This is a genomic window from Affinundibacterium baiyunense (assembly GCF_018139645.1).
In the GTDB taxonomy this organism is placed as follows: domain Bacteria; phylum Pseudomonadota; class Gammaproteobacteria; order Burkholderiales; family Burkholderiaceae_D; genus Undibacterium; species Undibacterium baiyunense.
In genome coordinates this window covers 12,766-25,678 of record NZ_JAGSPM010000008.1, presented here as the reverse complement: position 1 = coordinate 25,678, position 12,913 = coordinate 12,766, and the positions used below count along the sequence as shown (strand labels likewise).

Genomic DNA, 12,913 nt, shown 5'->3' with positions numbered 1-12,913 from the left:
TGCCATGGCCAATGCAATCACCGCCCAACAAATTCAACAAATTGCACAAGACTACCAAACCCCGTGCTGGGCATACGATGCCGCGACGATACGTGCGCAGATAGCGCAGCTACGCCAGTTCGATGTGATCCGATTTGCGCAGAAATCATGCAGCAATATTCATATTCTGCGACTAATGCGTGAGCAAGGTGTGCTTGTTGACTCGGTCTCTCTAGGTGAAGTGGAACGTGCGCTGGTGGCGGGCTTTGATCCTGCCGCCAATCAGGCGCACGCCCCTATCGTATTCACCGCCGATTTACTCGATCGCCAAGCACTCGAGCGTGTGATCGAATTGAATATTCCAGTCAATTGCGGCTCACCACAAATGCTAGAACAACTCGGGCAAGCGAAACCAGGTCACCCAGTTTGGATACGTATTAATCCTGGATTTGGACATGGCCACAGCCGCAAGACCAACACCGGTGGCGAGCAGAGTAAACATGGCATCTGGCATGAAGAACTGCCGCAAGCCTATGCCCTCATCCAACAATATGGTTTGCAATTAGTTGGTCTGCACATGCATATTGGTTCGGGTGTCGATTACGATCACCTACAAAGCGTTTGTGATGCGATGATTCATCAAGTCAAGGCTTGTCCACTCGATCTGCAAGCGATTTCGATTGGTGGTGGTTTATCGATTCCCTACCAAGCCGATGAACCAGAAGTCGATACCGCACACTACTTTGAAATCTGGAACACAGCACGTCAACAGATCGAAGCCCATCTGGGACACAAAATTAGTATGGAAATTGAACCCGGTCGATTTTTAGTCGCGCAATCAGGCATTTTAATTTCTGAGCTGCGCGCACAAAAACAAGTGGGCGAGAATTATTTCATCTTCGTCGATGCGGGATTCAATGACTTGGTACGTCCATCGATGTACGGCAGTTATCATCGCATCAGCGCACACACGGCTGACGGTAATTTACGTTCTGGCCCCTTACGTCCAAGCGTGGTCGCGGGTCCTTTATGTGAATCGGGCGATGTGTTTACGCAAGAAGAAGGCGGTGTCGTTACACATCAAGATTTACCTACTTGTGAAGTGGGTGATCTGATTGTCTTCCATGATGCTGGAGCTTATGGCGCTAGCATGTCATCCAACTACAATTCGCGCCCTTTGATTCCTGAAGTGCTGGTTGATGCAGACCAACTGCATTTAATTCGTCGTCGACAAACAATACAAGAATTGATCAACTTGGAAGTCGATTTAGAAGTGAAATGAGCATAGAAATCTCAGCATGAGGATGAGCGCATTGTTATCAACGGTAGCATGCGACTCATCTGGTGCTGTTTCTGTTTTTACTTCAAAGCTGGTCAGGAATTTATATAGTCATTTATTCCTGACACCAACGCTGATATTTAGTTGGCGAGATTAGGTCGACAAGCTCGCAACGAAAACATGCGCTTTAACTAAACCTCCGATTGCGCACGCTTCAATGCATCCAATACCGCACTTGGATTCTGCACACTCACCAGCAATGATGCGCCTGATTTTGCTGGCAAATACAGCACTTGTGTTTGATCCGTCATAGCAGCAAAGATCGCTTTTCCATCTTGCGTTGAAAAATGTCCCGCTTGCATACCCGGCAAACCAAGACCATTGCGACGCAGATGTAATTGTGCTGCTGGAATCGATTGATAGCTGCCGATCTGTGCACGACTCAAATCGAGTTCATCAAGACTACGCTCATAACGATAAAAATAATCAGCGCGCACCAAGACATTCTTACCCTGTAAGTCGAAAGCGTTGTCATGCATCGTATAGGCGATTCCGAGAATAATCGGCGCAGTTATCACCAAAGCGATCAGTGACTTCTGCATTGATACCGCGATTCCATCCTTATTTAACCAAAACAAAGGAGCACAAGCGGCAAACAGCACAATTCCCGCTAAAACGAAATAAGCGCTTAGGCCAACCGGAGCGATTTCGAATGTCATCATGTTAGCTTTCATTTCAAATAAGCAAAAGTAGCATCATTGTACATAATCTTCAAACAAACAAATTAAGCTATCACTCACTCATATTCGACCAAACACGCCACTTGTTCCATTTTCTTGCAATGGAAAATCACCAATATTTTTATTTTGTATTTATTTCGTGCATTTACACATAATCATTACTACAATCAATGCGCAGTACAAAGTAAAGAGATCATTTCAACTAAAGAAAGGAAATTCTTATGGGCGATACCGTTAATTCTCAAATCACTGATGCTGTAACACAAACAAATGTCAAAGTTTTGGCAGAGGCTCCAGCGATGGCAATGGGAAGTCTTTATCAAACCATCGGTAACTCGGTGGCGATGGCAGCCGCCAATGCTGTCTATGCTCAACAACAAGCAAATGTGACCTATCAAGCGGCGACAACTTTAGGCATCACAAAACTGTTTGAAACCAATAAAGGCGGCACGGGAAGCTCAGAGCCAAGTGGTGCGAACCTGCAAGATGAAATGCAAGCAAAAATCAACGCTCTTGCTGCTGAATTGGCACAGCTAAAAGCGAAATCAGGGAGTTGAGATGAGTTCGCCAAATGCGATGACCTCAGAGGGAGCGGGCGCCACAGACAAGCAAGCGCTGCCAACCGAATCGATGGCTTATCTTGCAGCCTTAAACACCGTCAACCTGATACTGATCGATGCAGCGAACTTACAGCGCAACAATTACATGGTGTACACCTCGGCGCTGTGTTTGGCGATGCAAAAAATTGCTGATGGCGACCAACATGGTCAAGCCTTACTCACAGCAATTCAGCAAAGCATCACTTTTGATCAAGAATATGTAGTCAAAAGTGGAAAAGCCTGTGTCGAGATTTTGACCGAGTTCAAGAAGCTTTAACTAGTGGCAATTTGGTACCGAAAGCTCGATCATCTATCACTTGCTTCACCTAAGAAAATGCGCCTTGTTGGCGCATTTTTTTTGCCGAGATCTGAACAGCTTCTCCGACTTTTGATTCGAACAAGCTGTTCTTAAATTGCTGGCCAATTGAATCAGTATCATCATTCTCAATAAACTCACTCACGTCATTTTTCCAGCAATTGACGACAAAAATAGTTAGCTTCGTCTCTTTGCCAATGCGATTTGCACAAGTGTTTTTTACAATCCACTCCACCTGTTCTATGCCTAACTAACCATATGAGGTCAGTGGGCGTAAAACTGGCCAAATTGAATCACTTACTCAAATCAGGAAAATACATGCGATATCTAGCTCCAAGAATTCTTCTCAGTGCAGCAGGCTTTGCTGTCAGCCTTGTATGCGCTCAAGCATCGGCGCAAATGTTTAATACTGTTCAACTCAATGCGGCAGCGCCAGGACAAAGTGGTGGCATGCTTGGCGTTGCTGGGATTTCTACTCCCGAATATCAAGGCTCCGCGAAAAATCGCAAACTGATTGTGCCTGTGGTTGACTACCAATGGAGCAATGGTTGGTTTGCAGGCGGCTCCAATGGGCTTGGCTATAATTTTTCTGCTGATCCGCAATTCAACTACGGTGTGCGTGTAACTGGAGATATCGGGCGTAAAGAAAAGCGTGCCAAGCTTTTACGCGGCTTAGGGGACATTGATGCAAGACCAGAAGTTGGTGCTTTTTTCACCTTCAATTCAAGTACCAATACTTTCTTCGGCAGCTCAGTACGCTACGGCGCAGGCAATGATAGGAAGGGACTGTTATTCGATTTAAGCGCAGGTTTTAATGAGTCTTGGAACCAAAACCTCAGGGCTGGTGCCAGCCTCGGTGCTAGCTATGCCAACGACAATTACATGCAATCTTTTTTCGGTATCAACTCAGCGCAAGCGGCGCGCTCCTCACACAAAATCTATACGCCAAAAGCGGGACTACGTAACACTTATGTCTCTGCATTCGTATCTTATATGGTCGATCAACGAACTTCACTCAGTCTCATCGTCACTAGTGACCGTCTCGCAGGAGACGCAAAGGCTAGTCCACTAAGTGAGAAAACCCGCACGTCAAGTATCGTTGGTGCAGTCAGCTATCACTTTTAACGCGGTGACTAATTCCGCTCTAGCTGATTTTTTATCGCTTCTTTGCTTGAGATGCATATGAAGCGTGAATAGTTTGGACGGTGTAGTTGGTGAGGGTACTGTCCTTGTTTTCTAAGTACAGTACCCCATTCTTTTACAAGGCGATTTCGGGCAAACTCGCTGAACGCGAATTCGGTATCGGTAAATTATCCTGTGCACGATAAGTGAACACCATCGAGAATTTGGTTTGACTGGTTTGATTACAACCGGCCGCATGAAACAAGTTACTCGAAAAAAGTAAGACATCGCCTTGCTGCAAAGGCACGCTGATAGCTTGTTTCAATAAGGCTTGATTTGCCGTCACATCAGCACGTAGAAATTGCGCGCTATCTAACTGTGCTGGCTCAATTTGCCAACGGTGCGAACCTGGCAACACAAGTAAGCAGCCGTTCTCAATTTTCTCGTCACGCAATGCCAGCCAAGCACTGATCAATTCTGGTTTTTGAAAATGCCAATAACGACTGTCACGATGCCATCCAGTCAAACTAGAAAATCGTGCTTGCTTAGTCATAATGCAGTTGTGATGAACTTGCGACATTTTGACGCCACTGCCTAACAGTTGGGTCAATACTTGCGCCAAATTCGCTTGCGTAGCCCAATCCGCCAGCAATGTAGAACGTGCATAGGCTTGCAGTAAGCGTCTTGCTGTCTGACCGCCTTCCGCATCGCGTGATAATGGCGCTCCTGGATAACGAGTATCTGCCTCGTACTCAATCGGTAATGCAACCACATCCAATTGTTGCTGCGCAAAGTCCAACACTTGCTGACAATACTCAGACGAAGTGAAGGCCGGTAAAACCAAAAATCCTTGTTGCTGAAATTGGTCAATTTGATGGGAGGTCAACATAATGCAATCAAAAATATAGAGGAGCAAATAAAGCAGATGGCACAGCAAAACATGCATTATAGGGTAACTAGCCAATACCACCTTGCATCTACCGGGACAAATAGTAAAAAGAAATGAAACTATAAAGTACGCAAAACCTTCTTAAGCCGTTAGAATTTCTCATCTGAATTTTTTGATGCCATCACCATGCAAAATCGTCGCCAGTTCTTAAAAAAATCCTTGTTGCTAACCGCTACTGGACTTGTGATCGGTAGCCGACCTTTGCTCAGCCAAGCACAAGATGCTGATAACAAAACCAGCAAACTAACACCGCCTCCTGATTTATTTGATGCGCAAGTACTCGACCTTGAATTTTGGCTCAAGCCGCGGACTTTAGATTTAATTCGTCCGGCGAGTGGCGAACGACTGAAGCTGTTATATTGGAAAGATGGTGAAGTAATCGATTCAGCTTATGAACAGTTCTGTCATATTTTGCGCGATGTGCATGGCAAGAAAACTGCGCGTATTGATCCCAAACTATTAGAAACTTTATGGGCAACTCAAGCTTTCATCGCGCGTTTCGGGATGACGAAGCCTTTAGAAGTGTTGTCGGCTTATCGAACTCCGGAGTCAAATCAAAGATTGCGTGAAGATGGAATTCCTGCAGCAAGAAAATCTTTGCATCTAGAAGGCCGGGCTGCCGATATTCGCATCGGTGATCTGCATGAAGAAGTCTTGGGCGAGCTCATTCAAAGCTTTAAGCAAGGCGGCGTAGGATTTTATTTCCGTGCTAGCAGCCGCGGTGGTTGGATACACACAGATACTGGATTACAAAGAAGCTGGAAGGGATAGCTATTTTTTCTTACGGCTGCGATCTGCAGACTCACGCAATATCGTGAAGTTCCAGTCGTGTTCATTAGTCACACCATCACGCACAGTGGTAATTCGAAATAACTCTGGAGTGGCTTTCAACCGCTGGCCGCTAGCTTCGAGTTTGATTGCCAGATCGTTTCTCGCATAAACATCGAGATTAACCACGGTTCCTTCGATCGCTGCCTGCGATAGCAATGAGGCGATGGTCTTGGGCGTAAATTCCAACATATACACTGGCATTGCAAATCCACTCATACCGCCTCCTTGTTATGCAAAAAGGACTACTGGCGTTTGATTCTACTCGCGCGTTCATCATTGAGAAATTTATTTCCCCTAGAAAAAACAAAAACGGACGATAAAACCACAAATTTCATCGTCCGTTCTGCGAATTTTATTCACTTCTAGTACTACAGAAATGCAATTCAATTAACTTCATCTCGTGATCAGTCTTCATCATTCCTCTTCACAACGGATCACAACTAATCACTAGCAATCACAACTAATCAGGCTATCAAGATTTTTTTGCAACCCAAGCTTTAATCCTCGCCTCAAGCACATCTAAAGGTAAAGCACCAGCACCCAAAATTTCGTCATGAAATTCTTTTAAGCTGAACTTGCTGCCTAGGGTCTTACTCGCATAATCGCGCAATTCTAGGATTTTTAATTGGCCTATCTTATAACCCAAAGCCTGACCAGGCCAAGCGATATAACGATCTGTTTCACTCTGAATTTCAACCTCTTCAATACCCGAATGATTGCGGAAAAAGTCGACTACCTGTTGTCTATCCCATTTTTTATAATGTAAGCCGGTATCGACCACTAAACGAATCGCCCGCAACATCTCATCTTGCAAATGACCATAGAAACTATACGGATCTTGAAAGAATCCCAGCTCACGTCCAAGTCGTTCAGAATACAAAGCCCAACCTTCAACATAGGCATTATTGCCGCCTTGTTGCCGATAAGCTGGCAGACCTTCTAGCTCTTGTGCGATGGCGATTTGCATATGATGTCCAGGCACACCTTCATGCAATGCGGTGGTCTCAATCGACAAAGTCATGCGATTGGCAAAATCACCGGTGTTAACCATGACATGCCCAGGACGCGAACCATCTGCAGCGCCGGGGTTATACGAAGCACCAGCCGCTTCCTTCTCGCGGAACTCTTCTACCGCCATGATCTTGACCTTGGCTTTTGGTAAACGACCAAATAGCTCAGGAATTTTTGCATACATTTGATCGGTATATTTGCCGTACAGATCAAGAATTTCCTGACGTGACTTTGGATGCAAGTCAGGATTTTTTTCCATCGCAGCATTGAAGGTTTTTAAATCGGCAAATCCTAATTTCTTGGCGACGGCTAACATCTCTGCTTCGATACGAGCAACTTCACGCAAACCAATTTGATGAATTTGCTCAGGTGTTTTATTCGTCGTGGTTTGCGTCTTCACTTGCAATTGATAACGCGCCGCACCATTCGGCAAAGACCACAAACCAACATGCTGACGTCCATGCGGCGCATAGTCGCTACGCACAAAGTCAGCAAAGTTTTTATACGCAGGAATCAGCTTATTTTGGATTGCTGCTAACACTTCCGCTTTAAGTCTTTGCTTGTCCGCATCAGAAAATGTTGCAGGAAACTGCATGATCGGTTTTGCGAACGGTGATGTCTCCATACTCATTGCCACAATATCCTCACACTGACGCGCGATCTTGGGCAACAAAAATTGTGGCGGCATTAGTTTATTTTTTACGCCTTTACGCATTTGCAAAATCGTTTGTTCAAACAATGTTGGCAGCTTATTTAAGCGTGCGATGTAGTCCTCATAATCTTTAACGCTAGCAAAACTCAACATCGACACTAGCTCAGGCGTATCTAAATGCAAACCAGAATTCTGCAATACTGGCATCTGCCAAGGTGTAAAACGTGCAGCTGCTAACTCTTCTTGCAATTGACGCACCATGAGATCTTTATTTAACTTTTGCTGAACATCGAATCCTGTAGCGTCGATCGCTTGAAAGCGACGTAAAAATTCTCGACTCTTTTTCAGATTCGCGTCAATCGCAGCCTGTGAGAAGTCACGCAATTGATCATTAAAACGCTTATCGCCCAACATCGAAGCATATTCAGGATTGGTTCTTAAACCATACTCCCATTGCTCTTCCAGCAAGCTATCTAACTGGCGCAAACGCGCCTCTAAGGAGGTCGAAGTGGCGCTACTCAAAGCATTAGAAGGCACACTCACTGGCGCAGTAACAAGCGAGCCTTCTGACATCGTTCCTGCAAATACTGGTGTGCTAATTAAACCAGCACTAAGCAAAGCCATGCCAAGTTTAGTTATAAACTGCATTGCTACATTCTTAGTTGGATTGTTATTTGCGTTCTTATTTACGTTCTTAGTTGGATTGTTATTTGCGTTCTTATTTACGTTCTTAGTTGCGTCCACTATTGCTAGTGTTGAGGTAAGCGTTTTCACTATGTCTCCATTTCATTTTTAGGTCACTTCGGACCAAACATCTTTTTATAGCTGTCGCAATTGTTTCATGCAGGCGATGTAGTTTGCGTTGATTTCGGCTTGATTTCGATGCTTGCCATTTTCTACTACGCATTGTCCTCCAACAAAAACGTCGCGAATCAAATTGTCATTGCCCGTAAATACGACGCTACTCAAAACATCGTCCACCGAACTACATTGCAAATTCGGATGTTGATCATCAAAAATAATCATGTCAGCACGTTTACCCACTTCTAGCGCACCTACTGCACGCCCAGAAGCTTGCGCACCACCAAGCAAACATTGCTGCCACAAAAAATCAGCAACGCGTCTTTGACCTTTAACGCTTGCGATATTACGTCCTTGCATTTTCAATCGTTGGCCATACTCAAGCCAACGAATTTCTTCGACCACGCTTTGCGACGCGTGACTGTCTGTACCAATACCAAAACGTCCTTGCGCTGCAATGTAGTCTGGCAATTCAAAAAATCCATCGCCTAAATTCCCCTCAGTTGAAGTACAAATACCAGCAACAGATTGACTGGCAGCCATGTTCGCTACCTCATGTGCATTCAAATGCGTGGCATGCACTAAACACCAGCGCGCATCAACGGTTTGCGTATCAAACAATAATTCCACGGGGCGCTTACCGGTCGCGGCTAAGCAGGCATTGACTTCGCGCATCTGCTCAGCGATATGAATATGAATCGGCCGATCTACAGCCAAGCCCGCCACGACGTCGCGAATTTGATCCGTACTGGCGGCACGCAAAGAATGTGGTGCAACGCCAACCTCAGTTTGCGCATTGCGCTGATTTTCTAGCGATTCGATGATGCGCAAAATTTGCTCGACATTGGTATTGAAACGTCGTTGATCTTCGCGCAAAGGGAGTTGCTTGAAATCGGCATAACTGTATAGAACAGGCAGCATCGTAATGCCTATACCAGTTTGCTGCGCACCTGCAATTACTTGACGCGCAGTCTCTGCGATATCGCTATAAAACTCGCCATTAGGTGCGCGATGCACGTAATGGAACTCGCACACCGAGGTATATCCATGACGTAAACATTCTGAATATAACTGCGCAGCGATCGCCTGCATTTGCTCTGGCGAGATCGCTAGCGCGTAGCGATACATGAGATCACGCCAAGTCCAAAAACTATCGGGTCCTTCACCAGCCACTTCCGTCATTCCTGCCATCGCTCTTTGAAACGCGTGCGAATGAAGATTCGTCATACCAGGCGAAACATAGCCACACTGGCGCTCGTACGGATCTGCTGTTACTGCAGTTTCAATCTGCGATAAATTACCATCGTCGTTCCAATGCAAACGTACATCACTGGTCCAACCGGACGGCAACAAAGCCTGCTTGGCAAATAAAGTTTGTACCATGATCTTACCGTCCTGTCGTCCGCTGTGCCCACGTCAGGCAAGCTGCTAATAATTTTCTGAGCAAAGGCTGAACTTGCTGTGCCAAATCAGCACGATATTCGTATGGCATCGTCTCATTCATGTACAAGCATTGACTCATCTCCAATTGCACCGCATGAATACCTTGCTCAGGTTGTCCGTAATGGCGCGTTATATGACCACCTTTAAAACGTCCATTAAATACATACGAATACGGAGTAACTGTTTGCTGCATCAAGTCCGCCAAGGCTTGCTGCAAGCCGATATCACATGATTTTTGATCGGCCGTACCAAAATTTAAATCAGGTAATTTCCCTGCAAAAAATCTCGGCACTTGAGAGGCAATAGAATGTGCATCCCATAAAATCACAGCGCCATGCAATTCACGCAAACGCGCGAGTTCGGTTTGCAATTGATGGTGATACGGCTGCCAATATCGTTGAATACGCTCTTGCACCTCTGCCGCATCGGGGCCGACACCATTGCGGTATAACGGCTCTTTAGCGAAAGTATCAACCGGACAAAGACCCGTCGTATCTTGTCCCGGATACAGATTCATATCATCCGAGGGGCGGTTTAAATCAATCACATAACGTGAATACTTGGCCTGAATAGTCGATGCGCCAAGTTCATCGAGCATGTTGTACAGCAAGGGTAAATGCCAATCGGTATCGGTCTTCTGTTGCGCGATTGGATGAAGTTGGGCTAATACAGATTCTGGAATCTCGGTGCCGACGTGCGGCATAGAAACCAATAATGGAACCGTTCCCTGTTTGAAATGAAATGCGGCGGACATCATGATCTTGAAGAATAAGTTAACAGTGAAAACGAGGCAAAATACAGATTCAGACTACTCACTACTGCTTTTGCATGCTTGACTTTGAATTTGTGGAAACGCAGATTTAATCTGAATGATGGCTTGCTTCTCTTCTTCGTTCAGATTTTCGAGACGATAATTGATCTTCGCTGCGCTGACGCTACGTGGTGCTAGTTTGGCTTCTTTCAAACCTTTTTTTGCCAGATTTGCCAGATGTGTTTTTGCCGCTTCAGGTGTTTTAAACACACCAAGTGAAATGCCCCAACGCAAAGGAGTCTGATCCTGCACGATATAGAATTCGGTCACACCGAGCTTACGAAGTTGTGCTGCTTTTTTTTCTGCTGCGTCTTTACTGCCCAAGGAAGGCAAGTACACCATGTTTGTAGCAACCTCAGCCAACTCGGTGCGGGTTAAACGCTCAGCCAAAGCTAAGGGTTTCAATTTCTCATCAAAACTTTTACCCTCTGCAGCAGTAAATCCAGAGACTTCAAGGCAAGCTAAAATTGGTTCCGCTTTCTTGGTTTGCGCATCAATCAAATCCTGTGCTTCATTCGCGTTTAATAATTTGATTTTGTCAGGATTCTTCTCTGCCTTCATTCGCAAAGGCTCGCGTGTATTTTCAAACATACTATCGAACAAGCCAAAATTGAACGATAGCAAAATTGCGTTAATGATTAATAGTGCCCAGAAAAAAAATCGCAACATAATCGAAAGTCTCTATCAGGAATATCGGGAGGATCAGGAATGAATGGTTGTCTCAGCTTGGCTGGCAATCCATAAACCAGTCAGTACTAGATTTTCTACGTGCTGCCAGTGTAAATTCTTCACATGGCGCAATTGCGGAAGAAGGTAAGGCGCAGCGCCACCTGAAATCAACAATTGTGGTTGACGTTGATACTGTTCAGTGAAGCGTGCTACCGCAGATAAAATCGCACCAATTTGCGCATGCACACAACCACTTGCGATCGCCTGATCGGTTTGGGTCGCAAATAAGCTTGGCATATCCGTGTGCTGGGCGATTTGTGGTAATTGCGCAGTATTTTTAGCGAGCGAACTAGCCATTAACTGCAAGCCCGGCAAAATCATGCCACCTAAAAAATCACCACTAGCGGTGATCGCATCGATCGTAGTGGCAGTACCGCACGTTGCCACGATCAAATCTTGACCGCAAAATTGCGTATGTGCGGCGATCATTGATGCGAATCGATCTGAACCTAACTTAGTCGGTTCAAGATAATGATTGCGTACTCCTGCGCATATTGCTTGAGAGCGGAAACGTCGAATTGGCAAACTCGGAAACAAAACTTGCAAGCGTTGCTCGATCTCAGATTGCAAGCTCTCGCCCGCCACATTTGAGATCAAACAACTAACAATAGAAAATTGTGCAATCGCTTGACTGAACTGTTCAAAACCCTGATGCGAAACCGAGCCTGTCGCTTCCCATGCTGGCGGAAAATGTAATCCATCTTGACCAAAATCTTGCGCGATACATGCCCACTTCACGCGCGTGTTACCGGCATCAATGAGTAATAGCATGGGAGGTTTATCTATCATTTTAGAATTTACATCACAGCGATATTTTGCAAATGAATCATTTTACGGCAAAGGTCGCAAAGAGACATCACCAGAATGTATCCTTTGCTCACCTTGCTCTGTCTGCAACAACAAACAACCGAGAGCATCAACACCAAGTGCTATGCCTTGATGCAGCACTTCACCCTGCTCCATAATCACCACCGTTTGTTGCGTATGCGCGTGCAGACGATTCCATCGCTCTACAAAGGCGCTAAATCCTTGCAAAGAGAATTCAGTTAAAGCTACTTGTAATGCTTGCAGCAGTTGCGCGAGCAATTGATTTCTATCCATTTGCGCCAACCATGCAGCGTCCGCCACTTCCTGGCCGATTTCGCGTTCCAATTCGGCTGGTACCGATAAATTAAGTCCGATCCCAATCACCGCCCAACTACTTTGCGTCTGACCTGCTTGAGATTCGACCAAAATACCTGCCAATTTTTTCCCATTTCGCAAAATGTCATTGGGCCACTTTAACTGCACAGGGACACCAAGCTGTAGTAACCGCTCGGCAATCGCAACCCCTACTGCCAAGGGCAATCCCATCATTGATTGCGCACCTGCAGGAAATTCCCAAGCAAGTGAAAAAGTTAACACCCCATCCGGTGTCGATAGCCATGTGCGTCCTGCTCGACCTCGCCCTGCGGTTTGATGCCTCGCCACCAGCAAAGTTGGCGTAAGCAAGCTCTTTACTCTCTGCATCAAATCTGCGTTGGTTGAGCCAGTTTCCTCAACAACCTCGATCGATATCTGCGGAAAATCGCTTGCGCGATTTAACTCATATAGAGCTTGCTCGATCAAATTGGATTCTAAACGCTTAGGCACTGACACTTTTCATTTCCTA

At 45.6% G+C, this 12,913-nt stretch carries 14 protein-coding genes; 5 read left to right on the top strand and 9 right to left on the bottom strand.

Translation table 11 applies throughout. The features are described 5' to 3' along the window. The first annotated feature begins 4 nt into the window (after positions 1–4). Positions 5–1,261: a diaminopimelate decarboxylase gene (lysA, locus tag KDM92_RS13330; protein WP_212684958.1), complete on the top strand. Its 1,257-nt coding sequence runs from the start codon at positions 5–7 to the stop codon at positions 1,259–1,261. A 188-nt stretch (positions 1,262–1,449) separates the two neighbouring features. Here the strand turns inward: lysA and KDM92_RS13325 are convergent, their stop codons facing one another. Then, a complete protein-coding gene (locus KDM92_RS13325) occupies positions 1,450–1,980 on the bottom strand; it encodes a hypothetical protein (protein WP_212684957.1) in 531 nt (176 codons plus the stop codon). 239 nt (positions 1,981–2,219) lie between these two features. On the opposite strand from KDM92_RS13325, the gene KDM92_RS13320 reads away from it, so the two are divergent. The 3 genes from KDM92_RS13320 to KDM92_RS13310 all read left to right on the top strand — a co-directional run bounded on the left by KDM92_RS13320 (position 2,220) and on the right by KDM92_RS13310 (position 4,038). After that, positions 2,220–2,555 (top strand): RebB family R body protein, encoded by a 336-nt coding sequence (locus KDM92_RS13320; protein WP_212684956.1) that lies wholly within the window; start codon positions 2,220–2,222, stop codon positions 2,553–2,555. Between the two features lies 1 nt (position 2,556). Continuing rightward, a complete protein-coding gene (locus KDM92_RS13315; protein WP_212684955.1) occupies positions 2,557–2,874 on the top strand; it encodes a hypothetical protein in 318 nt (105 codons plus the stop codon). A gap of 357 nt (positions 2,875–3,231) precedes the next feature. Continuing rightward, positions 3,232–4,038, top strand: a complete 807-nt coding sequence (locus KDM92_RS13310) for a MipA/OmpV family protein (protein ID WP_212684954.1) — start codon at positions 3,232–3,234, stop codon at positions 4,036–4,038. Positions 4,039–4,171: 133 nt separating this feature from the next. Here the strand turns inward: KDM92_RS13310 and KDM92_RS13305 are convergent, their stop codons facing one another. Continuing rightward, entirely contained in the window at positions 4,172–4,924 is a 753-nt protein-coding gene (locus tag KDM92_RS13305) for a phytanoyl-CoA dioxygenase family protein (protein ID WP_230408351.1), read from the bottom strand. A gap of 186 nt (positions 4,925–5,110) precedes the next feature. On the opposite strand from KDM92_RS13305, the gene KDM92_RS13300 reads away from it, so the two are divergent. Further along, positions 5,111–5,755, top strand: coding sequence for a YcbK family protein (locus tag KDM92_RS13300; RefSeq protein WP_212684952.1), 645 nt, complete (start codon positions 5,111–5,113; stop codon positions 5,753–5,755). Here KDM92_RS13300 and KDM92_RS13295 read toward each other — a convergent pair whose 3' ends face one another. The 7 genes from KDM92_RS13295 to KDM92_RS13265 all read right to left on the bottom strand — a co-directional run bounded on the left by KDM92_RS13295 (position 5,756) and on the right by KDM92_RS13265 (position 12,900). Continuing rightward, on the bottom strand, positions 5,756–6,031 hold the full coding sequence (locus tag KDM92_RS13295; protein ID WP_189347208.1) for a hypothetical protein: 276 nt from the start codon (positions 6,029–6,031) through the stop codon (positions 5,756–5,758). Between the two features lie 256 nt (positions 6,032–6,287). Continuing rightward, positions 6,288–8,126 (bottom strand): DUF885 domain-containing protein, encoded by a 1,839-nt coding sequence (locus KDM92_RS13290; protein ID WP_230408350.1) that lies wholly within the window; start codon positions 8,124–8,126, stop codon positions 6,288–6,290. Positions 8,127–8,297: 171 nt separating this feature from the next. Then, positions 8,298–9,662 (bottom strand): formimidoylglutamate deiminase, encoded by a 1,365-nt coding sequence (locus KDM92_RS13285; protein WP_212684951.1) that lies wholly within the window; start codon positions 9,660–9,662, stop codon positions 8,298–8,300. 4 nt (positions 9,663–9,666) lie between these two features. Beyond that, the gene (gene hutG / locus KDM92_RS13280) at positions 9,667–10,479 is read right to left on the bottom strand and encodes an N-formylglutamate deformylase (RefSeq protein WP_438947469.1); all 813 of its coding nucleotides are present in this window, start codon (positions 10,477–10,479) and stop codon (positions 9,667–9,669) included. A gap of 51 nt (positions 10,480–10,530) precedes the next feature. Then, positions 10,531–11,202: an SPOR domain-containing protein gene (locus KDM92_RS13275; RefSeq protein WP_212684949.1), complete on the bottom strand. Its 672-nt coding sequence runs from the start codon at positions 11,200–11,202 to the stop codon at positions 10,531–10,533. Between the two features lie 33 nt (positions 11,203–11,235). Beyond that, positions 11,236–12,033 (bottom strand): type III pantothenate kinase, encoded by a 798-nt coding sequence (locus KDM92_RS13270; RefSeq protein ID WP_212684948.1) that lies wholly within the window; start codon positions 12,031–12,033, stop codon positions 11,236–11,238. 60 nt (positions 12,034–12,093) lie between these two features. Then, positions 12,094–12,900: a biotin--[acetyl-CoA-carboxylase] ligase gene (locus KDM92_RS13265; protein WP_329603159.1), complete on the bottom strand. Its 807-nt coding sequence runs from the start codon at positions 12,898–12,900 to the stop codon at positions 12,094–12,096. Between the last annotated feature and the right edge of the window lie 13 nt (positions 12,901–12,913).